This window comes from Marinobacter sp. SS13-12 (genome assembly GCF_030227115.1).
Classification (GTDB): Bacteria; Pseudomonadota; Gammaproteobacteria; order Pseudomonadales; family Oleiphilaceae; genus Marinobacter.
The window spans coordinates 560,218-585,800 of the sequence record NZ_JASSUA010000002.1 but is presented as its reverse complement, the minus strand read 5'-3'; the positions used below and the strand labels follow the sequence as shown (position 1 = coordinate 585,800).

At 57.0% G+C, this 25,583-nt stretch carries 21 protein-coding genes and 1 tRNA gene; 17 read left to right on the top strand and 5 right to left on the bottom strand.

Annotated elements, in window-relative coordinates:
- Positions 1-215 precede the first annotated feature (215 nt).
- Together QPL94_RS15680 and QPL94_RS15675 are read left to right on the top strand one after the other, a co-directional pair.
- On the top strand, positions 216-515 hold the full coding sequence (locus tag QPL94_RS15680; protein ID WP_285358642.1) for a hypothetical protein: 300 nt from the start codon (positions 216-218) through the stop codon (positions 513-515).
- 25 nt (positions 516-540) lie between these two features.
- On the top strand, positions 541-3,393 hold the full coding sequence (locus QPL94_RS15675; RefSeq protein ID WP_285358641.1) for an insulinase family protein: 2,853 nt from the start codon (positions 541-543) through the stop codon (positions 3,391-3,393).
- Between the two features lie 13 nt (positions 3,394-3,406).
- Here QPL94_RS15675 and QPL94_RS15670 read toward each other — a convergent pair whose 3' ends face one another.
- Together QPL94_RS15670 and QPL94_RS15665 are read right to left on the bottom strand one after the other, a co-directional pair.
- The gene (locus tag QPL94_RS15670; RefSeq protein ID WP_285358639.1) at positions 3,407-4,045 is read right to left on the bottom strand and encodes a TIGR04282 family arsenosugar biosynthesis glycosyltransferase; all 639 of its coding nucleotides are present in this window, start codon (positions 4,043-4,045) and stop codon (positions 3,407-3,409) included.
- Positions 4,032-4,739 carry a TIGR04283 family arsenosugar biosynthesis glycosyltransferase gene (locus QPL94_RS15665; protein WP_285358638.1) on the bottom strand — a complete coding sequence of 236 codons (708 nt, stop codon included), beginning with the start codon at positions 4,737-4,739 and terminating at the stop codon, positions 4,032-4,034. Before QPL94_RS15665 ends, QPL94_RS15670 begins: the two co-directional genes overlap by 14 nt.
- An 84-nt stretch (positions 4,740-4,823) precedes the next feature.
- Here QPL94_RS15665 and QPL94_RS15660 point away from each other — a divergent pair.
- A tRNA-Arg gene (locus tag QPL94_RS15660) sits at positions 4,824-4,900 on the top strand.
- 131 nt (positions 4,901-5,031) lie between these two features.
- Complete coding sequence (locus tag QPL94_RS15655; protein ID WP_285358636.1) at positions 5,032-6,417, top strand: DUF6538 domain-containing protein; 1,386 nt, start codon at positions 5,032-5,034, stop codon at positions 6,415-6,417.
- A 713-nt stretch (positions 6,418-7,130) separates the two neighbouring features.
- Here the strand turns inward: QPL94_RS15655 and QPL94_RS15650 are convergent.
- Positions 7,131-7,754: a recombinase family protein gene (locus QPL94_RS15650; protein WP_285358635.1), complete on the bottom strand. Its 624-nt coding sequence runs from the start codon at positions 7,752-7,754 to the stop codon at positions 7,131-7,133.
- A 618-nt stretch (positions 7,755-8,372) separates the two neighbouring features.
- On the opposite strand from QPL94_RS15650, the gene QPL94_RS15645 reads away from it, so the two are divergent.
- The 10 genes from QPL94_RS15645 to QPL94_RS15605 all read left to right on the top strand — a co-directional run bounded on the left by QPL94_RS15645 (position 8,373) and on the right by QPL94_RS15605 (position 19,825).
- The gene (locus tag QPL94_RS15645) at positions 8,373-8,627 is read left to right on the top strand and encodes a hypothetical protein (protein ID WP_285358633.1); all 255 of its coding nucleotides are present in this window, start codon (positions 8,373-8,375) and stop codon (positions 8,625-8,627) included.
- Positions 8,628-8,665: 38 nt separating this feature from the next.
- Positions 8,666-8,962 (top strand): helix-turn-helix domain-containing protein, encoded by a 297-nt coding sequence (locus QPL94_RS21400; protein ID WP_350310640.1) that lies wholly within the window; start codon positions 8,666-8,668, stop codon positions 8,960-8,962.
- Positions 8,901-9,950, top strand: a complete 1,050-nt coding sequence (locus QPL94_RS15640) for a reverse transcriptase family protein (RefSeq protein WP_285358631.1) — start codon at positions 8,901-8,903, stop codon at positions 9,948-9,950. The genes QPL94_RS21400 and QPL94_RS15640 overlap by 62 nt, the downstream gene beginning before the upstream one ends.
- Before the next feature lie 457 nt (positions 9,951-10,407).
- Positions 10,408-13,365, top strand: a complete 2,958-nt coding sequence (locus tag QPL94_RS15635; protein WP_285358629.1) for an EAL domain-containing protein — start codon at positions 10,408-10,410, stop codon at positions 13,363-13,365.
- A 148-nt stretch (positions 13,366-13,513) separates the two neighbouring features.
- A complete protein-coding gene (locus QPL94_RS15630) occupies positions 13,514-14,248 on the top strand; it encodes a HupE/UreJ family protein (RefSeq protein ID WP_285358626.1) in 735 nt (244 codons plus the stop codon).
- Between the two features lie 15 nt (positions 14,249-14,263).
- Positions 14,264-14,941 (top strand): hypothetical protein, encoded by a 678-nt coding sequence (locus tag QPL94_RS15625; RefSeq protein WP_285358623.1) that lies wholly within the window; start codon positions 14,264-14,266, stop codon positions 14,939-14,941.
- A 20-nt stretch (positions 14,942-14,961) separates the two neighbouring features.
- Entirely contained in the window at positions 14,962-15,867 is a 906-nt protein-coding gene (locus tag QPL94_RS15620; RefSeq protein ID WP_285358621.1) for a patatin-like phospholipase family protein, read from the top strand.
- 97 nt (positions 15,868-15,964) lie between these two features.
- Positions 15,965-16,537, top strand: a complete 573-nt coding sequence (locus QPL94_RS15615; RefSeq protein ID WP_285358619.1) for a Tll0287-like domain-containing protein — start codon at positions 15,965-15,967, stop codon at positions 16,535-16,537.
- A gap of 149 nt (positions 16,538-16,686) precedes the next feature.
- Complete coding sequence (locus QPL94_RS15610) at positions 16,687-19,044, top strand: DUF6351 family protein (protein WP_285358618.1); 2,358 nt, start codon at positions 16,687-16,689, stop codon at positions 19,042-19,044.
- 127 nt (positions 19,045-19,171) lie between these two features.
- The gene (locus QPL94_RS15605; RefSeq protein ID WP_285358616.1) at positions 19,172-19,825 is read left to right on the top strand and encodes a hypothetical protein; all 654 of its coding nucleotides are present in this window, start codon (positions 19,172-19,174) and stop codon (positions 19,823-19,825) included.
- Between the two features lie 5 nt (positions 19,826-19,830).
- Here QPL94_RS15605 and QPL94_RS15600 read toward each other — a convergent pair whose 3' ends face one another.
- Both QPL94_RS15600 and QPL94_RS15595 read right to left on the bottom strand, forming a co-directional pair.
- The gene (locus QPL94_RS15600) at positions 19,831-20,454 is read right to left on the bottom strand and encodes an L-threonylcarbamoyladenylate synthase (protein ID WP_285358613.1); all 624 of its coding nucleotides are present in this window, start codon (positions 20,452-20,454) and stop codon (positions 19,831-19,833) included.
- Positions 20,451-20,795 carry a BolA family protein gene (locus tag QPL94_RS15595; RefSeq protein ID WP_285358611.1) on the bottom strand — a complete coding sequence of 115 codons (345 nt, stop codon included), beginning with the start codon at positions 20,793-20,795 and terminating at the stop codon, positions 20,451-20,453. The genes QPL94_RS15600 and QPL94_RS15595 overlap by 4 nt, the downstream gene beginning before the upstream one ends.
- A gap of 123 nt (positions 20,796-20,918) precedes the next feature.
- Between QPL94_RS15595 and QPL94_RS15590 the strand changes: the two genes are divergently transcribed.
- The 3 genes from QPL94_RS15590 (at position 20,919) to QPL94_RS15580 (ending at position 25,566) form a co-directional block, all read left to right on the top strand.
- On the top strand, positions 20,919-23,084 hold the full coding sequence (locus tag QPL94_RS15590; RefSeq protein WP_285358610.1) for a DNA topoisomerase III: 2,166 nt from the start codon (positions 20,919-20,921) through the stop codon (positions 23,082-23,084).
- Positions 23,085-23,204: 120 nt separating this feature from the next.
- Complete coding sequence (locus tag QPL94_RS15585) at positions 23,205-23,930, top strand: response regulator transcription factor (RefSeq protein WP_285358609.1); 726 nt, start codon at positions 23,205-23,207, stop codon at positions 23,928-23,930.
- Between the two features lies 1 nt (position 23,931).
- Positions 23,932-25,566 (top strand): FecR family protein, encoded by a 1,635-nt coding sequence (locus tag QPL94_RS15580; RefSeq protein ID WP_285358608.1) that lies wholly within the window; start codon positions 23,932-23,934, stop codon positions 25,564-25,566.
- Positions 25,567-25,583: the final 17 nt, after the last annotated feature.

The following is a 25,583-nucleotide window of genomic DNA, read 5'->3' as shown; positions in this document are numbered from 1 at the left end:
TTATTTAGAGCTATTACTCTAGTACCGGCATGGAAGCAGGCCCTGACCTGTTCGATTGCCCGACATACTGAAATTGAGACTAGCACATGGTGTGCAGCCTGCCCGCAAATCCCTACCATTACAGAGAAGAAATGAAACCTGTCAGGAGCAATGACATAATCGGAACCATTCATGACAGCTTCTGTCCTAACATCCCGGTTTTCGGAATCCCGACTATGAACCAAGACGATCCCAACGCTGAACGTTACATTGCCATCGCCCGCGCCTGCCTGAAGGCCATCAACGATACAGCCGCGGACGCCGGTACCAGAGAAGAGAAAATCCAGGCCGTCTACCAGGCCATAGACCACGCTTTCCAGGCCGAGTTCGCAGACTATCGCCGGTCTGTGGCGGTGATGGGGACCGTGCTCGAACGCATCGCCTCCGGCCAGCTTGATGCAGACGCCGCCGCCAGCCTGGCGAAAAAGACGCTGGATCAACAACCGGAAAGCACTCGCAACGAACTGATTCACTGACCATTCACCGACGATGAGAGGCACTATGCGCCCAGGCATTCATGGATTTGCCCACGGTTTCCCTGGCCTGAAGAAAGGCTTTATTCTGGTACTTCTTCTTGCCTTCAGCTCAGCGGTACTGGCCAACACCTCCCCCGTCAAAAGCCCGAACGACGACAACCAATACCGCTACGTCGAGCTGGAAAACCAGCTTCGGGTGCTGCTGATATCCGCGCCAGAATCTGACAAGGCGGCGGCTTCCATGAACGTAGCCGTCGGCAGCGGCGATGACCCCGCCGACCGGGAAGGCCTCTCCCACTTCCTTGAGCACATGTTGTTCCTGGGCACGGAAAAATACCCCGACCCGGGAGAGTACCAGCAGTTCATCAAGAGCCACGGCGGCAGCCATAACGCCTTTACCGCGTTCCAGGACACCAACTATTTCTTCGATGTTCAGGCCGAACACCTGGATGACGCCCTGGACCGCTTCGCCGAACAGTTCTCCGCCCCGCTATTCACACCGGAGCTGGTCGACCGTGAACGCCGGGCCGTGCACTCCGAGTTCAGTGCCAAACAGAAGGAAGACGGCCGCCGTTTCTACTCCGTAAAGAAGGCCATCAGTAACCCGGAACATGCCTTCAACCAGTTTGCCGTGGGCAACCTGACCACCCTGGAAAACACCGATGAGCGCCCCCTGCGCCCAGACCTGATTGATTTCTGGAAGCAGCACTACTCGTCCAACCTGATGACACTGGCGGTTTATGGCCCGCAATCGCTGGATGAACTGGAAGCCATGGTGCGGGGGCGGTTCGACCGCATTGAAAACCGCAACCTGACGGCGGAGGTTCATGATGAGCCACTGTTCAGCCCGGACAGACTGCCAGCCAAAGTAACGGTGGATGCCCTCAAGGACATACGCAGCCTGACGCTGACGTTCCCGATTCCTTCTCAAGAGGAAAACTACCGCGACAAACCTGCCAACTACGTCGCCAGCCTGCTCGGCCATGAAGGGCCGGGAAGCCTGTTCGACGTACTGAAACGGGCCGGACTTGTGGAAAGTCTGTCTGCGGGTGGCGGCATGGATACCGGTGAAGAAGCCACGCTGGAACTGAACATGTCGCTGACGCCGGAAGGGCTTGAAGAGCAGGAGAAGATCCTTGAACTCACCTTTGCCTACATCGACAAGGTGCGAAACGAGGGCATTGCCCGGCATCGTTTTGAAGAAATGAAACAGCTGGCACAAATCGATTTCCGGTTCCGGGAAAAAAACCAGCCGGTTCAGGAGGTCATGCACCTGTCGCGGCAAATGCGGCACGTGGCACCGGAGGATGTCCTGCAGGCGCCCTGGATGATGGAGGATTACGCACCGGACCAGTACCAGGCCATCCTGGCGCGTCTTACGCCGGATAATGTGCTGGTTTCGGTGCTGGAACCTGAGCCAGACATCGAGAACCCCAGCCTGACCCAGTGGTACGACACCGCCTTCAAAATCAAGCCACTCGATACCAGTGCCGTCAGAACAGCTGATGAGAACCCTTTGGTAGCGAGCCTGGCACTGCCCCTTGAGAACCCGTTTATCCCCGAGGAACTGGGGATGATCTCCGGCCCAACCATGGACAAGCCGGTTTCCATGGGAACCATCAGCGGCATGGAGGTGTGGTACGCCAGGGATACCCGCTTTGAAACCCCCAAGGCCAATGTTTATCTGAGCCTGCGCACCCCGGCCACCCTGGCGTCTGCCCGCAGCAATGTGCTTTCCACCCTTCTGGTGGACGCCATCAACACCAACGTGAACGCCTGGGCCTACCCCGCACAGTTGGCCGGGCTGGACTACAGCATCTATCCCCACCTTCGCGGCATCACCATCCGGGTTGGCGGTTACAGCGACAAACTGCACACACTGATGGCACGCCTGTTGACCCAGGTGGCGGAGCCGGAACTGACCGAGCAACGGTTCAACATTGCCCGTCAGAAAATGATCGACCGACTGCTGAACAAGGCCAAGGAACGCCCGGTTCAACAGACGTCCGAATTCATCCAGACCCTGCTGATCGAAGGCGCCTGGAGCACGGAAGAAAAACTCCGGGCGGCCCGGGAAGTCACCCTGGATGAGCTCAGATCCTTTGCCGATGCCTTCCTGGCCCAGGTTGACCCGGTTCTGCTCACCCACGGCAACATGAGCTACGCCTCGGCACTCAACCTCACCAAACGGGTTCACGCCATGGTGCTGGATGAGAGTGAACTGGTAACCGTGGAGCGTAGCAGCGTACGGTCGCTGCCGGAAGACGAGACAGCACTGCCACTGGAGGTGGACCACCCGGATACTGGTTACACCCTTTATGTACAGGGCGACAATACCAGCTTCGAGGAACGGGCTGCCTTCCGCCTGCTGGGCCAGATTATCAGCAGCCCCTTCTACGAAGAACTTCGCACCAACCGCCAGCTTGGCTACATCGTCTACGCAACGCCGTTCGAAATGCTCGAAACTCCGGCACTGGGCTTCGTGGTGCAGTCTCCGGAAGCCAGCAGTGAGCAGATCGACAAGGCAGTGCGAGAGTTCTCGAAAACCTTCAAGGGTACCCTGTCAGAAATGTCTGAACAGGATCTGCAACGGGAGAAACAGGCGGTCCTCAGCAAGTTGATGGAACAGGACCGCCGCCTGGGCGAGATATCGGAGCGTTACTGGCGCGAGATCGACCGCGGCGAGACCGACTTTGACTCACGGGAAAAATTGGCGGAGGCCATTAACGGCGTAAACCTTGAAACCCTGATCGAAACCCTGGAAAATCAGGTGATTGAACGGCAAAAAGCCCTGCGCGTGTTCACTGTTGATGATGCCGCTGACAACACCAGCGCCATTGAACAACTGGTTCAACGACCGAGCGTACCCGGGGCCTGAAGCAACTCAGCCTTCAGCCTGAAGACTGGCCAATAAACCGGCGCCAGTCTTCAGGCTCATCCACATCCCATTTTTCCGGAAGCAGAGCGAAGGTCAGCCCGGCCCGGGTGAGCCGATCGCACGTCTGCTCCAGCGCGTTCTCGGTACCCCAGGCCACTCCGGCCAGCATATCCGGAACAATTATGCGGGCACCGATCAATACATAGCCGCCATCGTCCGACGGCCCCAGCACCACATCTACCTCGTCCAGCGCGGCAACCGCCAGGCGGACATATTCGGCATCCACCGACGGGCAATCGCTGCCCACAATCACTGCCTTGCTCGCCTTCTGAAGACCTGTGTCCAGCGCCAGGGTCATGCGCTCGCCCAGAACATCACCCTGCTGCCAGTCGCAGCCCACGCCATAGTATTCAAGCCGTTCATTAATGGGCGAGGCAGCGTCAGGAATGGTATCCAGCGGCCGGTCCCACAAAAACCGGACGTCATAACCACTGGCAACCAGGTTCTCAAGCACGGCAAGGCTGAGCCGCACATGGGCGTTCATCGCTCCTTCCGCGCCAAGCTCCGGCATCAGGCGGGTTTTAACCCGGCCCGCCTCCGGCCACTTGGCAAACTGCATGACCAGAACCGAATCCGGATCAACTATCTGCATGTCGTACATCCGCCCGATAGGCTGCCACCAGGGACTCCGGGGACTCCCCCCGCCAGTACCGCCAGCGCAACCTCCACATCAGAAAAATGGTGCGCCAGGCACCCCCCTGCTCCCACCGCCGACTATCCGTAATAACCGGATCGCCGACACAATAGGGCCGTGAAAGGCCGCAAAGCCGTTTGCTCAATTCCACGTCTTCCATCAGCGGAATCAGAGCGAACCCCTGCAGCGCCCGGAACACCGAGGTACGAACAAACATCGCCTGATCGCCCGTGGCAATCCCCGTCAGCCGGCTGCGCCGGTTCATAAACCAGGCCACCACCCGGAAAATCGCACGCTGGCCACTAAGGCGTACATCGAAACGCCCCCATTGTTCCGGGCTATCGACAAAGCGCTCAAGGTGATCAATCGCGGTATCCGGCAACAGAGTGTCGGCATGCAGAAACAACAGCACATTGCCCCGCGCCGCCTCCGCCCCCGCATTCATCTGCAAGGCCCGGCCTTTGCCCCCGGTCAGCACCTGATCGCACCAGGGCCCAGCCAGATCCGTAGTGCCATCGTCACTGCCCGCATCCACAACAATCACTTCATGCCCCGCGGCGCGCACCTGCTGCAGGGATTGCAGAAACGACTGAATGGAAGCGGCCTCGCGCCATACAGGCACAATGACACTCAGCGAAAGCGATTCAGACAAAACACCCCCCGGAAAAGACGAATCCGCAACACACCTTGAGCCGCAGGCTTCAGGCCGCTATCATACCGCCCTTCTTGCAGAGATGCCCCCGTAGCTCATCTGGATAGAGCGTCCCCCTCCTAAGGGGAAGGTAGCAGGTTCGAGTCCTGCCGGGGGTACCAAAGTTTCGCGAGAAACCCTGCTTTTTCAAGGTCTTGAACGATATTCCATAGGCTCACTGTGATACAAAGTGGCAACACGGCGTGATACATCAGCCGTAGATTGCCGGTTCCCATTGTAGGAGCGGTATGCAGTGATAGTGAAGTTGGGTTATGCCTTGTCCATCAAAACCAATTACCTTCAGAAGCGTGGCAACGTCTGGCAGTTTGTCATGCGCATCCCCACTGAACTGGTGTCTCACTACGGCAGGCAGAGCCTACGCAAGTCGTTGAGGACCTCAGACGAACTGGAAGCCATGCGTAAAGCTGAACGACTGGCTCGGACGTACAAGGCCGAGTTCGCGGCACTCAGTCAGGACAGGAGCCTGACCCCTAGTGAGACCATAGAAGCGGCCTCCCGCATGGCTGAGCGTTACCAGGACCCCGATTCCTTCGTTGATGCGGTGGCTGAACCCAAAAGGCAGGCATACGCCGGCCAATGCTGGGAAACCTACGAGCATGCACCTGTCGAAGAGTTTCTGACCCCTGTTGAACAAGAGACCCTGAAGCGGTTACAGAATCCACAGGAACTACGGTTATCAGGGGTCTTCACCTACTACGAGCAGCACCACACGAAGGGCAATGACCCTCAGTTTATCGAGCGGTGTCGTCGCTACTGGAGCCAGTTCGTCGGGGTCACTGGTGATATATCCTTCGCTGACCTCAAACGCTCGCACGTCAGGTCTTACATTGATCATAGGCTGGCAGACGGCATGGCGACAGGAACCGTCAGGCGTGAACTGAATCAGCTTAGGGCTATTGCCCAAACGTGCATTACCGAGACTGAGGCGAACAGGTCTAACCCATTCCGCTCGGTCAGCATCCAGAACGAAGGCAAAGACGCAAAGGACAAGAAGGTTCCCAGTGATACGGAACTGAGGGAGATTGTCGTAAAGTTCTTGGATGACCCCTCACCCACTGCTCTCATAATTTTGATGCAACTGGAGACTGGCGCGTCAGTAGGCGAAATCTCAGGCCTCAAGCTGGCGGACGTTGTGCTTGACCATGAGACACCTCACATCGACCTCAAGGATAACGAGTGGCGGACACTCAAGAACGACTGTAGGCCGCGTTTTGTTCCACTTGTCGGGGTTGCTCTCCATGCAGCAAGGCAGGCCATAGCGTCTCACCGTGGTAAGCATGAGTGGTTGTTTCCCAACTATGCCAAACCAAGGGGCAATGACTCAGCGTCGGCAGCCGTGAACAAACGCTTGAGACCGTGGGGACTCACTTCCCACAGTTTCCGGCATGCGATGAAGGACAGGCTACGTAACGCTGACGTGACCAAGGACATACGGGATGAGATTCAGGGTCATGGCGCTGGGGATATGGATGACACCTACGGCATAGGTCGCATGTTGAAGCGAAAGCAGGGTGACCTATTGAAAGTCGTTATTCCAGTCGGAGACCTCACAACCGGCAGTTCACCCCTGAGTCAGAAAAAAAGCCCAACCTACGGGGTTAACCGAGAGTTGGGCTGAAAGTATGGCAAGAGGTGGGGCGCTTGGCTTGAGACCAAGATGATAGTTAACTGGTTCTGCTCCTCTCATGAGGTCAGGAACTTACAAGGGCTCTGGCTCAAGACACTGAGCAAGGGCATACAGTCGTTCTGATCGCTGCCTCAGGGTCACACCCAGAGTTATCACCAGGGGTCACTGAACTGGTACTGCTGATGACCTCAATGGTTCTACTCAGCCATAGGCAAAGGCTCGTGAACACATCCTCTGACTGACTTGGAGAACACCACAGACACGGGCCCGTAGTTTGACTCCAAGCTGGAACCAGGGGTCTAACCACGAGTTAGACTATAGGTATGAGGAAGGAGAGGTAACGGAACTAGTGGTCAGGGAACGAGATGCCTAACTTATAGTTATGATCTCTGGGCTTCCCCTTAGGTACGACATTATTCAGCCCTTGCGGCAGAAGGCCTTCAGAGGGTCATTTCCCAACAAGAACTGTAGATATATTGATCAATTGTGAGTCAGACCAGAGTCCCTGAGAACATGGAGCGCCTACGCTTGCAGACCTCCTCAGAGAGCCCACAGCACCTACTGAAGCCGAATTATAAGAAGGTCACCCTGGACACGAAACAGCCCACAGAGAGCCGGAGGAACCCTGATAGTTACGCCTCAGCATGCCCTCCAGCCCATCAAAAAGACCGGGGGGAGGACATCAGACCCACAACGTAACTTCGTCATTCCGTAATCGTTACCCTGCGATCATTCAGCACTCGGGAGATGGTAGACCGTGACGCCCCAGTAGCCTTGGTTACCTGCGACCAACTCATCCCTTTGTCGATCATCTCAGCAATGACTTGGTGCCTCTCACTGTCAGCAGGACGGCCCCTATACTTCCCCTCAGCCTTGGCCTTCTTGATGCCCTGAGCCTGACGCCTACGCCTGTCTGCAAAGTCCTTCCGTGCAATCGCCGCCAGCATATCCAGCATCATGCTATTCAAGGCATCCATCATCCTGGCTGTTAGCTCGTCGTCTGACCTCATCATCATCCAAGACGTCGGGAGGTCTAGGGCCACCACACGGACACCACGGTCTGTGATCATCCGCTTCAGGCTGTCCCAGTCCTCAGCGTTCAGACGGCTCAGACGGTCTACCTGTTCCACCAAGAGAATGTCCCCCGGCTTACTGTCCTTTAGCAGGCGGAACAACTCAGGACGTTTGAGGCTGGCCCCTGATTCGTTCTCAACATAGAAGGCAGCAATGGTCAGACCCCGCTCTTGCGCGAAACTCTCCACCTGCTCCCTTGCCCGCTCTGCGTCCTGCTCCTTGGTTGATGCTCTGAGATATGCCCTGACGTACATGCTTGGCTACCACTCCGGTTCGGTTTGAGTAGTTTCATATTGACGGTTCGCTTTGGGTCTGTCAACAGAATTATCGAACCATCATCAACAGGCAGGAACAGTGGTTCTGTTCAGGTGTACCTAAAACGTACCAGCGATATGACTGGAGATGAGGCTAGGGGTCACGGGGTATGGTATGTGGTCAGAGAAAGACCCCTACGTTGCAACTGGAGACTCGTGGACGGGGTACGGGGGGTAAATCACGCGAACACCGGCATGATAGATGGGGCTCAAATTTTTCTGACAGAAAACTTTCCTTGACTCTCAGCAAAACTCTATGCATCATCAAAGTGTGGACGGGTGTTTCGCCCGGAAGCGGCTCTTTAACAGTTGATCATTGCTTTAACCAAGTCATGACCCGCAACCATTGGGGTCGGCAAGCTCTCCCGCACAGCGCACGCTGACCTTAGCCATAGTGCCGAGCGCCACGTAGCGAGGGGGAGCAGCAGGGAGCAGCAACGCTGCTAGGTAGAGGTCTGGGACTCTGGCTTCCTTCATCCTCTATGTCCTTTCTCGGCATAGCGACTTGGTTTGTGTATCGGGAGCAGGCGCATCCGCGTCGCAACCGGAGAAAGAGCAATGAAAGATCAACTGAGCAGTACTAGTGTTGAAGCGCTGTTGACGCGCTTGAAAAAAGAGCTGAAAGGGAAGCCAGGGTATAGCAGTCAAGTCGGTAATGAACTTGATGAGCTGATTGAGAATATCCGGTCAGCACATCGCAATGAAGTTTCAGAGGCGAAAAGGCAGGCTTTGATAACCGATTGCCTAGTCAGCCTTGGCTCCATTGTGAAGGTTCTTCCGGAGGTAGCTGAATTCTTCCGGAACTTGAATTGACGCCCCAGACCTCTTATCTATTTTCGAGGACCAAACCCATGAACCTTGGGTCAGCTATTGAACAATGTAGAGTGCTCAAAGGGTATACCAAGAGCAAGCTCGCTCAAGATGCAGGAATCTCAGTTTCGTACCTGACGCTCATTATTCAGGGGGAACGGGAACCCACATTGGCGTCGATCGAGAAGATATCCGAAGCGCTAGGAATTCCCGCCAGCCTTCTCGTTTTCCTTGCATCTGGTGATGAACTTTCATCCCTATCAAAGGAAACTCGCAGTGAGCTCAAGCAAGTCACCAGCGAACTCATTAAGGCTTCGTCCGAGAGGTCTCTCGCCTAGATACCGAGCTAAGCGGATATCCTCCGGAGAAGCATTAGAAGCTGCTCTTCAAACGGACATTGAATGTCTTCGTAAGATTGCATCCGATACGGGGCCTTACCATAAGCTACATTCGCGGGAAGGCAAACCTGACGGGACTGTGCGGGAAATTTTCAGTCTCAAGCAACCGCTGAAACCAATACTGCAACGCGTCAACAGTCACATCCTCAGGAACTGTTATTACCCTCCATACCTGACCGGCTCCCTATCGAAGTCAAGAGAAGGGACACCGGAATCGGAACTTAGATCAGCAGAAGCCAACTATCTTATCAACGCTAGAAGGCACTCAGGACAAGGGACGGTCATCCGAATTGATGCCACTAACTTCTTCCCCTCTATTCGAGAAGAGCTCGTGTATGCCGTTTGGAGAGACCTCTTCCTGTTCTCAGAAGATGTATCAGATGTTCTAACCAAACTGACTACGTATCAAGGCGGACTGGTACAAGGCTCTCCTACATCATCCTTTTTGGCAAACCTCGCTCTATGGAGAGTCGAGCCAGTGATAGTTCAACAATTGGAAAAGGATGGCATCAGGTACAGCCGATATGTGGATGACATCGTTGTGTCTACCACCTGTCGACTGAGCTCAGCACAGAAAAACAAGATCGTCCGGGCATCGCAGAAAGTATTCTTAGCTAACGGCTTGAAGATCAAGACTCGGAAAACAGAGGTAATGGACCGGAACCGACAACAAAGAGTGCACAACGTCATCGTTAACTCGGGCCGCCCAACTGCCGGTAAAGAGCGGAAACACCTGTTGAGGTCAATGCTTCACCACCTCAGAAATGACCTCCATGACCCTAGCCAAACAAGAGAATCCATAGAAAAGCGAATCAGAAGCCTGGAAGGGAAAATCCGAGAGTTCAAAAAACTAAACAGAACGGCTGGCACAAAGTACCTCCAGGAGCTCGATCACATTCGTAGAGAGGGTCAAGACCCAAACCTTTGAAGCTGTATTCTGCGGTACAACTCGTGATACAAGGTGTGATACATTAAGAAGCCATCACAGTTTTGAGCCTTATTATTCAATACCTTGACCACCCATAAACAGGTAACCAATCCTGCCGGGGGTACCAATTACCCTTCCGCACCGATCTCTAGACCAGCACACCCCAGCTCGTTAAGACAGTTTTATAGGAGGCCCCATCCTTATAAATTTGTAAACATCCGCCCCAACCTCTATGTGCTAAGCTGGTTTGAAAGCCTACTCTCAAGACCCACAGTGGATTATGTCAGATAAAGCAGGCAGGACCGCCACCTCCGCACTTGAATTCCTCTCAGGTGGGGGCGAGATGGGTGAGTTGTTACGCCACCATGATTGGCACACGAGCCCCCTTGGCTCACCCCACCAGTGGCCGCAATCTCTTCGCACGGCCGTGCGCCTCATGCTTAACCTGGAACAACCGATGATGATCTTCTGGGGTCAGGAAGCGTTGTGCCTCTATAACAATACTTTCCGACAGGCGCTGGGGCCCGAACGACACCCCCACGCTCTGGGTCGGCCAGCAAGAGAAGTATGGAAAGAGGCCTGGCCCGTCATTGGCACAGACGTTGAACAGGTTATGAGGGGCAAAGGCCCGATCAAACAGCTCAACTATAAACTCCCCTATACACGCTACGGCCAACAGAAATACGGTCATTGGACATTCAGTCTTACTCCACTCGAAGAAGAAGAAGCTGCCTCCTGGCGTATTGGCGGTGTTCTTTCTGTCTGCACTGAAGCCACGGACCAGGAATGCGCCCCGCCTGTGTTCAATCCCGAATGCGATCTTCTGAGCCAGATGTTCAACCATGCTTCTGCTTTCATGGTTTATCTGAGTGGCCCGGAGCATCGCTACGAAATCGCCAATCCCAGCCACGCGCAGTTAATTGGTCATCGGCCAGTGTTGGGTAAAACCATCCGGGAAGCACTGCCGGATGCGGTTGAACAGGGCTTTGAGGATATTCTGGACCATGTATACGCTACCGGCACCACCTATAGGGCAAACAACGCGCAGTACGGTGTACAGGTGACGCCCGGGGGTCCGGTAAATGAGCGCATTCTTGACTTTGTGTACCAACCGCTCTGGGGGCCGGACGGCAAAATCAGCGGCGTCTTCGCAGAGGGCACAGACGTCACTGATCAGGTTCTGACCCAGGAGGAGTTGGAACGGGTCAACCGTGAACTGGCTGAAACTCTGGACCACCAGAAAGAGAGCGAGCGGCGGAATAGTTTTCGTTTGAAATTAACGGACAGCCTGCGTTCGCTGGCTGACCCCGATGAGATTACAGCTGCTGCCACCGCCTTATTAGGCGAGTTTCTGGGTGTGACCCGGGTATTCTACGGGGACGTTTCAAAGTCCGGCGAAACCGTAACAGTGATGCCAGGATGGACAAGTGAAGGCGCAGTCTCAATGGTTGGGGACGAGTTGCCGCTGGAAGAATTCGGCCCGGTGGTGGCGGCTCAAATTCGCGCCGGAGAGGTGTTTGTGCTCGGCGACGTCATCGCTGACGAACGCTCGGCCGATTATGCAAACGCCTACCTGGAGAGGGGGATAAAGGCGGTCCTGGCGGTACCGGTCATGAAAGCCGGCTCGTTACGGGTACTGCTGGGGGTTCATGACTCGGAAGTCCACCATTGGACCGCAAAGGAAATTGCCCTGGCTGAAGACGTGGTAGACCGGACCTGGGCTGCTGTTGAATCTGCCCGTGCGCAGGCGGAGCTTCGCCGGGAGCGGGACTACAGCCGATACATTCTGAACAGCATGACCGAAGGCTTTGCCGCAATGTCCGCCGATTGGACGATGACCCAGTTCAATGCCGAGGCGGAACGCATCAGCCACCAACCCGCTCCTGAGGTGATCGGTAGAAACCTTTGGGAGGTTTGGCCTGAGCAGCAAGGCACGGCGGTCGAAGAGCTGTATACCCGGGTCAGAGAGACCGGAGAACCGGCCGCAATGGAATTCTCCCTTACAACTCCCGACGATAACCAGAAATGGCTGGAAGTAAGAGCTTACCCTGCCCTTGACGGTGGGCTTGCGGTTTTTTTCAGGGATATAACCGAGCGCAAACAGGCCGACGAAGAAATACGGCATGCGTCATTGCATGACCCATTAACGGGTCTGCCGAACCGGGCCATGCTGTTCGAATATGCCGCCCATTTATTGCCCCACAATCTGCGAACCTCGCAGTGCGCTGCGGTACTGTTTCTTGATCTGGACCGTTTCAAGCCTATTAATGACACCCACGGACACGACGTAGGCGATAAGGTGCTCAAGGAAATCTCCAGCAGGATTACCCGCAGCCTGCGCGCCGAAGACCTGGTGGTTCGAATGGGCGGCGACGAGTTCGTGGTTCTGTTACAGGATATCAGCGTAGCCACTGATGCCGGAGACCTGGCCCTTCATATTATCCGAAAAATCAACGAACCATATCTGGTGGAAGAGTTGACGCTCTCTGTTTCAACCTCCATCGGGATCAGCATTTTCCCCCGGGATGGCGAAGACATCGATACCCTGGTGAGCCATGCCGATGCGGCGATGTACCAGGCTAAACAGGGAGGCAGGGACAATTTCCAGTTCTATTCCTCGGCGTTTACCGCTGGAATCAATCGACAGATCAGCATTGAACAGGAGCTGAAAATGGCGCTCCACAATCATGCTTTTCACCTCTTCTACCAACCTGTAATCGACATTCATACCCATGAGGTGGTTAGTGTCGAGGCTCTGCTGCGGCTGGGTAATGACGAGATAAGCCCGGAGCAATTCGTTCCTATTGCGGAGGCCACTGGCATTATAAACCCCATAGGGCGCTGGGTACTTCAGGAAGCCATCCGCCAGTCCATTGCATGGACTGCCAACGGGCTGGCTGCCATTCCCATTGCGGTTAACGTGTCCGCTGTAGAGTTCCGTGATCGGGACTTCATTGATCACTTCGAGCAGCTCCTCAAAGAGCATGCCATCGACCCGGCCATGTTGCAGTTAGAACTCACGGAAACCGCGGTAATGTACGACCTTGACGAAGCCATTTCTGTCCTTACGCGGCTAAGGGACCTGGGCATTGTCATCTTGCTGGATGATTTTGGGACCGGGCATTCCAGCTTGGCACACTTGACGCGCCTGCCGTTGGATAAGATCAAAATCGATAAGTCGTTTATCTTCCAGCTTGAGCAGGACACGAGCAGTCGTGCCGTTACGGATTCAATGCTGGCACTTGGAAATACTCTGGAACTTGAAGTGGTCGCCGAAGGTATCGAAACAGCCGCAGCACTGGATTATCTGCGTTCGCGTGGCTGCAGGCAGGCACAAGGCTACTTTTTCTGCCGGCCCATGTCCGGGGAGGATTTCGAGTCCTGGTACCGGACTCGAAGGATTGGCTCAGCATAATCCCAAAGCCGCGCCTCCGGTGCTTAACGATATCGCAATGTCATAGACGCCTGTGATCATTTACCATTCTGGATCCCGATCCACCACGTATGCGACCACGTGATCTCGTTGCACTGCCACTTTTTCAAAGAAAACTACAGGAGTCGTTATGCTGTCACCCCGGTTTGACAGGCAATGGCGTACCCCCACAACCGCCCGCGGACACCTTCTCCTCCGGATTTTCCTCACGCTCGGGTTGCTGGGTATAAGCGCCGATGTACTGGCCCATGCCGTTGCCCAGGGCGATAAAGGCTACATCCAGGAAATCACCGGGGTAAATCTTATTGCGTTCATGTACCTGGGGGCCAAACATATGGTCACCGGCTATGACCACCTTCTGTTCCTTCTCGGGGTCATCTTCTTCCTCTACCGAATGCAGCACATCGCAATCTACGTGAGCCTGTTTGCACTGGGGCACTCCGCCACGATGCTTCTGGGGGTGTATTTCAATGTCGGCATTAACAGCTATCTCATTGACGCCATCATCGGTCTCTCGGTGGTGTACAAGGCCCTGGATAACCTGGGCGCGTACCAGCGCTGGTTTGGTTTTCAGCCCAATACCAAAGCCGCCACACTGATCTTTGGTTTTTTCCATGGCTTTGGCCTGTCCACCAAGATCATCGAGTACGACATCTCCCCGGATGGGCTGCTTCCGAACCTGCTTGCGTTCAACGTGGGGGTGGAGATCGGCCAGCTCATTGCCCTGGCCATGATCCTGATTGTCATGAGTTTCTGGCGTAAAACCGATGGTTTTTTCCGCCATGCCTACACTGCCAACGTGGCCATGATGAGCGCAGGCTTCCTGCTCATCGGTTATCAGCTCACCGGCTACTTTATTGCCTGATTCTGGAGACCTTTTATGTACAACACTGATGTGCCGTCACGTAACGAATTGCCCAGCACGGCGAAGCTGGTTCGCTCGACCATCATCGCAGCCATTGTAGCGGCGGTACTGCTGGTTACCGTGGTGATGCCCGCCGAGTATGCCCTGGACCCGACAGGCGCCGGCCGCCTGCTCGGTTTGACGGAGATGGGCGAAATCAAGGAACAGCTTGCCGAAGAAGCCGCCGCCGATGAGGCCGCGCAAATGGTGCCGGTGCAATCCTCCGTCGAAGAGCCCGCCTCCAAACCGGCCGAGCCGGTCTCAGAGGCCATCGTGACTGCTGAGGCGGAAGCTGAGCCGGAAGCCGAAGAGCCCGCCCCGACGCCTGCGGCCGAACCCGAATGGGACGATGAGGTGCGTGTTGTTCTCACCCCCGGCGAAGGCACGGAGTTCAAACTCACCATGGAGGAAGGCGCCACTGCTCGCTTCTCATGGGTTTCCGAAGGCGGTCCCATCAACTACGATACCCATGGTGACGGCAGCGGCCAGTCCATCTCCTATGAGAAGGGCCGTGGCGTCCCGGAAGACGAAGGCGAGCTGGAAGCGGCATTTACCGGCAACCACGGCTGGTTTTTCCGCAACCGGAACGATAAGGATATCACGCTGGTGCTTCGTACCGGTGGTGATTACGGTGAGCTGAAGAAACTGCTTTAACCGGAGCCCCTGCGCAGACCATGACTCAAACCCAGACCAGCGTCCGCTCTGCCAATTCAAAAGCCCTTGTTGTCGAGGGTGGCGCCATGCGCGGCATATTCGCTGCGGGTGTTCTCGACGCCTTCCTTGAGCACGACTACCAGCCCTTCTGGCGGGCCTATGGGGTTTCAGCTGGCTCCACCAATCTGATTGGCTACCTCGCAGGAGACCACGGGCGCAATCGCAAAATCATCACCGGCCATGCCTGCCAACCGGATTTCATTGACTGGAAACGGTTTGCGCGTGGCGGGCACCTGTGTGATGTCCGCTGGCTCTGGAGTCAGTCGTTTGCCGATGTGCCGTTGAACCTGGAGAACTACCTGTCGGGGACAACCGAATTGTGGGTTACGACGACCTCCGCCCGTACCGGGAAAGCGCATTATTTCCGGATCGATGAGCGCAACATGCACGACGTGTTTACCGCGTCCTGCGCCATACCCATCGCCTACCGGGATTATCCGGAAATCAACGGCGAACCCATGACGGATGGCGGCGTGGCCGATGCCATACCGGTCATCAGGGCCTATGACGACGGCGCCCGTGACATTACCGTGGTGCTGTCACGCCCGCCCGGCTATCGCAAGAAACCGCCCAGATTCCCTTCCGTGCCCAAACGGCTATTCAGGGAGTATCCGGCGTTGTCCGAGGCCACATTGCTCCGACCAGAGCGCTACAACGCAACCCTGGAGTTCATCCAGAACCCGCCTGAAGATTGCCGCATTCGCGTTATTGCTCCGCCGGAAGACTTCCCGGTAGGCCGCCTGACACGCAAACCGGCACTGCTGGAGCTTGGTTACCAACAGGGCTACGAAGCAGGACTGCACTATCTGAATTCCATCTCGCCATCACTGACCACCGGAACTACGCCAGCACCGGCAGTGCCGTGAGTCCCAACCTTCTCAGTACCTGCTCTGGCTCAATTGTCGGTCCCTGATCATACGATATACTGATCACAGACCAGCAAATCAACCAGGGAGGTGCCCAATGGCCAAACCGATTATCAAGACTGCAGTGCTGTTTTCGATTCTTTCCATGCCTGCCGTGGCTGAGCCGCCGACACAGTCCACGGACGAGCTGGTTGCCGAGGCACGCTCAATGGTTAACGCCTTCAGTGGCTCCCTGAAACAGGCGCTGCAGGCCGCGATCAAGGAGGGTGGCCTCAGCAACGGTATTGGCGTCTGCAATACCGTGGCCCCGGAGATTGCCGCCGACAACAGCGACGAGCAATGGACCATCAGCCGGACCAGTCTGAAAGTCCGGAATCCGGATAACGCCCCAACGGACTGGCAGGAAATGCAACTTCATGCGATGGAGAAACAGCCCGTCAAAAACGGCAAGCCGGTCGAGGTCTGGCAGGTATCCGAAGCCGCAGGCGAACCTGCTTTCCGATACATGAGCGCGATCCCGACACAGGAACTTTGCCTCGGCTGTCACGGCAAATCGATCGCTCCGGAGGTGAAGGACAAACTGGCAGAGTTGTACCCTGAAGACAAAGCGACCGGATTCTCCGAAGGTGATCTGCGTGGTGCGTTCGTAGTCTCCAGATCATCGCGGTAGTACCGTTGGATTGCCGGTAATCCCCAGCGGCCACAATTGATCCTGCCATAGCGACATTCGTTGTTCGGTTAGCTGTTATTTTCCGCAGACCGTACTAGCCTTTGAAAAAGGAGTAATCGAACAACAACGTCGATATGGAGGGATCCAGCATGACCACGACAACAACCTGTTGCCGTCTGATAATGGCGGCTCTGCTAGCAACTGTTCTTACCGGCTGCTTTAAAGACCCGGACATTAGCCTGAAAGTCCTGTCCAGCGACCCGAACCAGGTCAGCGGCGAAAATGTGCTGCTGGGACTGGCCGGCGAAGATGCAGACAGCTTTTCCGACACTGACCAACTCGAATTCTGGCTGAACAACTCGGAGATCCAGCCCACCATCCGGACTGGTCGCAGCGGCCCTGAAATACTGGTCACCGGACTGGTCGAGGGCGCCAACCGGTTTGAAGTTCACCACACCGAATATGGCCCCGTGGATGCCGTGGCGCTCACCGCTCACCCCGTCACCGGCCCGATCTTCTCGGGCCCGCAACAATATCCCTTTGTCTGCACCGTGACGACGGAACTGGGCAAGCAGCCACTGGTAGATACTGATGGCGACACCGGCTTTCCCGTGATGGACGACAGCGGCAACCAGATTGGCCTGAGCAAGGACTGCTCGATCGAGCCTTATGTCACTTTCCATTACCGAACCATTGACGGGAACTGGGCGCCGTTACCGGAGGACGGCAGCCGCCCGGACGATATGTCCACCACAGTACTGTCGGACGGCCGCACCGTGGACTTCATCGTCCGCCAGGAGCGTGGCACCATCAACCGCTTCATCTACAGCTTTGCGACCCTGGCAGAATTGGGCGATGACCCCTGGGAGGCTTCCACGGAGAACTGGAATGGCCGCCTGCTGTTCCATTTCGACGGCGGCGTTGGCATTGGCCACTCACAGGGTGACATCAGTAACAGCCGGGCGCTGCAGCCCGACACCCTGCAGATGGGCTATGCCGTTATCTATTCCAGCGGCACCCGCACCGGTACCCATTACAATCTCCAGGTGGGTGGGGAAACCGCGCTGATGGTGAAGGAGCACTTCGTTAAACGCTTCGGCGTACCGGACTACACCGTCGCCATTGGCGGCTCCGGCGGCGGTATTCAGCAGTACGTCTACTCCCAGAACCATCCGGACCTGCTGGACGGTGGTGTGCCCCAGTACTCCTATCCGGACATGGTCACCCAGATCATCCACGTCGGCGACTGTGAATTGCTGGAGTACTACATGGATGCCACGGACCGCAATAATCCGAAATGGCAAACCACCGAGAACCGCAGCCTGCTGGTTGGCCTGAACTCCAACGACAGATACCCGGACCCGTTCGCTGAAATCAAAACCATGCTTGGTTACAGCACCGCCCCGGGCATGACCGAGTGTATTCCCGCCTGGCGCGGGCTGACGCCGCTGGTGATGAACCCGAAGTTTGGCATGGCGGACAACCAGGAGTTGATGCAACCGGACGGCGTCATGAACGACGTGCGCTGGAGCCACTACTCGGATGCCAAAAACATCTACGGCGTGGACCGTAGCGGTGAACCACGCACCCTGTATGACAACGTTGGCGTGCAGTATGGTCTGAAAGCACTGAAAGACAGGCACCTTACCAAGGCCGAATTCCTCAAGCTGAACGCTGAAATTGGCGGCTGGAAGCAGCCTTCGGAAATGGTTCAGGAGGGATTTCCGTTTATCGGGTCACTGTCAGACGTCATGGCCGATCCCACGGCCTTCGATCCCTGGAGCTCACGGAACATGAACCTCAGCCCGGAAGGCGATAACACCCCGGCGCCAAGGACCAGGGGCGATCGTAAGGCTATCAAGGCGGCCTATACTTCGGGCCTGGTGTTCAATGGCCAGTTGAACATGCCGGTCATCGACTGGCGCCATTACCTGGAGGAAGTGCTGGACATGCACAACAGCCACCAGTCCTTCTCTGCCCGCCAGCGCATCATCAACCGGATGGGCGACGCCGGCAATCAGGTCATCTGGTTCACGGATGCCCGCCCTACCGACTATTCGGACCCGTCACGGCCACGCCCCCGGGAAGAATTCAACCAGACCTGGATGGCCCTGGAGGTGCTGGATGAATGGATTACCAACATCCAGGAAAACCCCGACCAAAGCATTGCCGAGAATCGCCCCGGCACGGCTGTCGACGCCTGTTTTGAAACCAACGGTGACCTGATCGAATCCGGTGATGGGGTTTGGAACGGCATTCTGGACGAGGGCCGGGCCGGTACCTGTACCGAGCGGTTCCCGACCTACACCACGTCCCGCATGGTTGCCGGCGGCCCTATTGAAGGCAGCGTTTTCCAGTGCAAACTGACACCAGTGCCCGCGGCGCTTGCACGTGGCATCTATGGCAGCGTCAACTTCACCAGACAGGAAATCAACCGCCTGAAAGAGATCTTCCCGAACGGTGTGTGCAACTACAGCGCGCCGGGTAAGGGTCGGCACGGCCGCTGAGCCGGCTACTCCACTTCCCCAGAGCAAGGGCATCCACCGGGTGCCCTTTTTGCTGGTGGCCCGTTTTGTGCTTAAGCACAGAGGACCGTCAAAATTTCCTCAGTGACCATGGGAGGGCAAAAGTGCCATGTCGCTGCTTACATCGCTGATCAAAGCCAGTACCCAGTTCCAGCAAGCCATGGAAAAGCGCCCGCCGTCAGCGCCGGGCAATGCTGCCGCAAAGCCTGCGGCGCCTGAGGCTCCGGCGTCTGCCACTGATGACCGTTTCACCATGTCTGAGCGGGCGGGTTTTGATACAGCCCGCCCCAAGGCCACCAAACTGTCGATGGCGGAATACAAGCAAACCGTCGGGCAGGACCTTGCCTACATGCGGGAAACGCTGCGGCACAAACTTGCCGAGTACAAGCTCAACCCGGCGACCAGTGTGGAAGTGTCAAAGAACGAAGGGGGCAACATCAGCCTGGGCGGCGGGATACAGGAACAGACCCGCAGCCGGATTGAACAGGATCTGAACAACAGCAAGCCGTTTCGCGAAGCCTTCAGCCGCCTCAGCGCCAGCGAGCCGACACTGCACTTTGTCGACAATGCGCTGAAGCTGAACAAGGCTTATGGCGTGAACAACTCACTGCTGGACACCCTGGTCAGCGACAACCAGCAGTTCAACGGCCTGCAGGATCTGGCGCACCGCTACGACAGCATGCGCCGTACCATCAATACCGACCAGACGGCGGGCTATCCAGAGCGCAAGGACTTCGCCCTCAGCCTGAATACCCGGGCCTGAACCGGTTAAATCCGGAAAGGCTCCGGGTCACCTTTACCAACGCGGGTCACTTCCGGAGCCGGGCCAGTCATGTTCACCACGGTGGTTGCCTCAAGTCCACAGAAACCGCCGTCGATGATCAAATCCAGTTCGTGCTCCAGGGCATCCCGAATCTCTTCCGGATCGGTCATCGGATCCTCTTCGCCCGGCAGTATCAACGTGCTACTCATGATGGGCTCACCAAGCGCCTCCAGCAGCGCCTGGACGATGGCGTTGTCTGGCACCCTCATGCCAATGGTCTTGCGCTTGGGATGTAACAGGCGCCGTGGCACCTCACTGGTGGCATCCAGAATGAAGGTGTAAGGCCCCGGGGTAAACGTCTTGAGCAAACGGAAGTGGGTGTTATCGACTTTCGCGAATACACCGATATCCGAAAGATCCCGGCACATCAGCGTGAAGTTGTGTTTGTCATCCAGCTTGCGAATACGCTTGATACGGTCCGCCGCCTGCTTGTCATCCAACTGACAGCCAATGGCATAGGCCGAATCCGTGGGGTACACAATAACCCCACCCCGGCGCAGAATATCCACGGCCTGGTTAATCAGGCGTTTTTGCGGCGTTACCGGGTGGATCTGGAAAAACTGGCTCATTGGCCACCCCCGGATGCAAACGCCGGATCCTTCTTCGACCCACCCATGCAGTTGGGGGACTCGGGTGCTGGCTGGCCAGACGCTTCCCATTCCTGAGGTGAATAGACATGAAGCGCCAGCGCGTGAACGCCACCGGCCATTTCTTCTGCCAGCACACGGTAGACTGATTGGTGCCGCTTCACCTTGCCCTGCCCCTCGAACTCCGGAGCCACAAGGGTCACCTTGAAGTGGGTTTCCGAATTGGGTGGCACGTTATGTTTGTGGCTCTCGTTTTCAACCATGAGGTGGTGGCTGGCGAACGCGTTTGAGAGCTTTTGCTCAATGGCTTGTTGTAAAGACATAAACAGGCCTGCTCCTGATTGAATGTGTTACGGAACAGTCTACTACACGTAGCGCTGTGTTACCTTGACAGGATCGGGGCAAAGCGCCATCTTCCGTCCCCACCTGACAATTGCTTCCAACTTATGCGCCTTTATATTGCTGAAAAACCAAGCCTGGGCCGGGCTATCGCCGCCGCCCTCCCTACCCCCCATCAAAAGGGCAACGGTTGGATCCGTTGTGGCGAAGGAAGCAGCGCCTGCACCGTCAGCTGGTGCATTGGCCACCTGTTGGAGCCGGCGGAACCCGCCCAGTACGACCCACGCTGGAAAAAATGGCGCCAGGAAGACCTGCCCCTGTTCCCCGGTCGCTGGGAGGTAACGCCCAAGGATACCGTGCGCCAGCAACTGCAAGTGTTGGAGTCGCTGATCCGCAAGGCAGAGACCATTATCCACGCCGGCGACCCGGACCGGGAAGGCCAGTTGCTGGTGGACGAAGTGATTCGTTATGCCGGCGCCACCTGCCCGGTGCAACGGATCCTGATCAACGACCTGACTCCGGCGGCCGTGGCAAAAGCCATCGATGCGCCGAAAGACAACCGTGAATTCCGCCGCCTGTCCCACTCCGCACTGGCGCGCCAGCGCGCAGACTGGCTGTACGGCATTAACCTCACGCGCTTTTACACCCTCTCTTATCAACAGCAGGGCGAACAGGGCGTCTATTCTGTAGGCCGGGTACAGACACCGGTGCTGGGGTTGGTGGTGGCGCGTGACAACACCATCGAGAACTTCCAGCCCAAATCCTTCTTCCGCATCCAGGCGCTCTGTCATGGGGTCGATGAAGAGGCAGACCAGCAGAGTTTCGGCGCACGATGGCAGCCTTCGGAGCACTACCGGGAATATCTGGATGAAGAAGACCGCCTGCTGGATGGCGACGTGGCCAGGCAGATTGCCACCGCCGTTGAGGGACGGCCAGGCAAGGTTACAGAATCCCGCTTCCGGGACCGCAACGAAGCCCCGCCTCTGCCGCTCTCACTTTCCGCCCTGCAGATTGAGGCCGGCCGGCTGTTCCGCATGGGTGCGAAAGATGTCCTTGATACCGCCCAGAACCTGTACGAACGCCACCAGCTGATCACCTATCCCCGCTCCGATTGTCGCTATCTGCCGGAGGGGCACTTTGATCAGCGCCAAAATGTCATAAAGGCGATCGGGAAAGTTGCGGGCGAACTGGCACCGGCCTGCGCGGCAACAGACCTGAACCGCCGCACCGAAGCCTGGAACGATAAAAAGGTGGATGCTCACCACGCCATTATCCCTACCGCCAGGCAGGCTCCCTCCGGGCGACTGAGCGAAGCGGAACAGAAAATCTACGAACTGATCAGCCGTTATTACCTGATGCAGTTCAGCGCCGATGCCATCCACCGGGAAGGCAAACTGGCCATCCAGATTGGCGAGCATGCCTTCCGGGCCACTGAAACCGCGATACTGCAGCCGGGCTGGAAAGACCTGGAAATCCGCCAACGGGAAAGCCGGCAGGAAGTGGCCAAACCGCCCCTTCCCCGGCTGGAAAAAGGCGACCCGATTCTGTGTGACTCGGTGGAGATCGCCGAGCGCAAAACCCAGCCACCACAATATTTCACCGACGCCACCCTGCTGTCGGCCATGACCAACATCGCCCGCTTTGTCAGCGACCCGGAGCTGCGCAAAACCCTGCGTGAAACCGATGGCCTGGGCACGGAAGCAACCCGGGCGGCCATTATCGATACCCTGTTCCGCCGCGACTACCTGTACCGGGACAAGCGCCATATCCGCTCGACACCCAAGGGCAAGGCGCTGATCGATTCCCTGCCGGAATCCATCAGCAAACCGGACATGACGGCAATCTGGGAAGCCACCCTGGAGAGCATTCGCCGCGGCGAAGGTAACCCGAAACAGTTTATCGAAGACCTCAAGGATCAGATCCGGGGCTTCATCAACACCCCGAGCCCGGAGGCAAAAAGCACTGCGCCCACCGAAGGGCAACCCCACTGCCCGAAATGCCGCTCCCCCATGCGCCAACGAGAGGGCAAGTTCGGCACCTTCTATGCCTGCGTACGTTTTCCGGACTGCAAGGGCACCCGGCAGATTGAAGATCAGAGCCCGCAAGACGGCACCAGCGACAAACCGGTGCCCTGTCCGCACTGTTTTTCACCACTGGTTCGCAGAAAAGGCAAAAATGGCTGGTTCTGGGGGTGCAGTAATTTCCCTGGCTGCCGACAAACAGTGGACGACGACAACGGCAAGCCTGCGCTCCGTTTACGCAACACTACATAACGACACTGAAGCCGAATTGCGAATTTGTAATAATGTGACGCGGTATTCAATAATTTCTATCCCCGCGTGTATTCGGGGCCCTCAGCTTCACAGTGCTTTTTTAATGTCGGGAGACGTGTAATGCGTATCGCTTTGCTTGAAGACGAACACGAACAGGCACAGCACATTCAGTCCATTCTGTCTGAACGCGGCCATCACTGTGACAGCTTTCCCTCCGGCCAGTCGTTTTTGAGCGCCGTACTGCACCGCAGCTATGACCTTTTGGTGATGGACTGGCAGATTCCCGACATGACCGGCATTGAGGTTCTGGAACACGTACGTGCGCAGCTTAACTGGCAGATACCGGTGGTATTCCTGACCCAGCGCGACAGCGAAACCGACATCGTGCGGGCACTGGACGCCGGCGCTGACGACTACCTCTGCAAGCCGGCACGGGAAGCGGAACTGGTGGCACGCATCAACGCCCTGGCCCGCCGTACCAACCCGGATAACGAGAAAGAAGTGCTGGTCTACGGCCCGTTTGAAATCAACACCCAGCTGCGGACCATTTCGCTTCACGGAGACGTATTGACCCTGACCGACAAAGATTTCGACCTGACCCTGTTCCTGTTCCAGAACCAGGGCCGGCTGCTGACCCGGGAAATGCTGCTTGAGCGCGTGTGGGGACTGGCCCGGGATATCAACACCCGCACCGTGGACACTCATATGAGCCGTCTGCGGCGCAGGCTTGGCCTTAACCCGGAGAACGGGTTCCGGATCAAGACCATCTACCAGCGGGGTTATCGCCTCGAAGCCATGAAGGCCACCGGCCCGGATGCACACGCAGTTGCTACGGAACAGGCCTGAAATGATTCAACGCTCCACCCGCACTCTGGTTCAGTTTATGCTACTGAGCAGCCTCTGGTTCGCGCTTCCCGCGCAGGCTGAGCTGCCCGTTACCCGTGGTTCGCAACCGGGTAACAACATGACCGAATCCACTCCGGTTCCTGAATGGATCTATACCGTGCGACCGGGCGAAAGCTTTGACGAGATCGTCGACATCCTGCTCGCACGAAATGTACCGGCAAACCGGCTGCTTCAGCACAACGGCATCGACAACGCGGCCACAGTAGGCAGTAGCGACAGTCTGCGCATACCGCTGGCCTGGCTCCAGCGCCAGCCCGACCCGGCGCGCGTGCGCTCTGTTGCCGGGCAGGTACAGCTGATTTCCGGCAGCGATAGCCGCAAGCGCCCCCTGACCAGCGACATGCTGGTGCGGGTTGGTGATGAAATACTCTCCCACTCCGGCACGGCCACCGTGGAACTGGCCGACGGCTCGGTAGTGCGAATCTCCCCGAATTCACGCCTGGCGTTCAACCGGCTCACCCAGTACGGCAAATCCGGCATGGTGGACACCAGGCTGCGCCTGGACCGTGGTGAAATCGAAACCCAGGTAAAACCGGTGATTGAAGGCGGTTCCCGCTTCGAGATCGAAACACCCTCTGCCGTAGCCGCTGTCAGAGGCACCATGTTTACCCTGAGAACCTCACCCGGCAAGACCGATCTGAGAGTCACCGAAGGGGAAGTCTCATTTGGCCCGCCCGGCAAAACCCGTCGCATTCCTGCCGGCTATAGCGCCAGCGTTTCCACCGTGGGCGTCGGTGGTATGAGTATCCGCCAACTCCCGCCCGCACCGGCCATCAATCCGCTGCCGCCCCAGCTGAAACAGTTGCCGGCGCAGTTGAGCTGGCAGCCCAATGGCGCCAGTGCACATCGGCTGGACATTTTCGATGCCGAATCCGGCCGCTGGATGGATAGCCGCCGGGTGAACGGCGACAGTTTCAATATTGACCTGCTGGACAACGGCAACTACGACATTCACCTGGCAGCGCTGGACAGCCGTGGCATTGCCGGCATGCCCGGCATCCTGAGCGTAGAGGTGGATCTGCAGGCGCGCACAGCTACCCTGGAACAGCCAGAGGCCGGTGCCACCGTGAACGATGACATGCCCGAATTCCGCTGGCAGGTCCATGGCGAGAACGAAGTGGCGCGGGTTGAAATTGCGGCAGACAAGGACTTTGGCAACCTCGTGGCCACCAGCGAGTGGGCGCCAGACCAGAGCGCACTGCCATCACGCCCGCTCTCGCCGGGGCAATATTACTGGCGCGTGGTTACTGAAGCCGGAGGCAATTCCGTTGCCACCAGCGAACCCCGTACCCTGGTGGTTAACGGCACGCTGCCGCCGGTACGCATCATCAGCGTGAACTATGTGGACAGCCAGGTGCGGGTGTTCTGGCAGAAGGTAGATACCGCTGCCGAGTATCGCCTGCAGCTGTCTGAAGAACCCCGATTCAACAACATCATCAAAGAGGCTACCCTCTCGGATACCACGGCGGCCTTGCGCCTGATTCCCGGAAGACGGTATTTTGTGCGCCTGAAAGCGCTTTCTGATGGCCCTCTTGAAAGTCGCTGGGGACCAGGGAGGGAATTATTCCTGGAATAATCCATTGCGCATCTTAT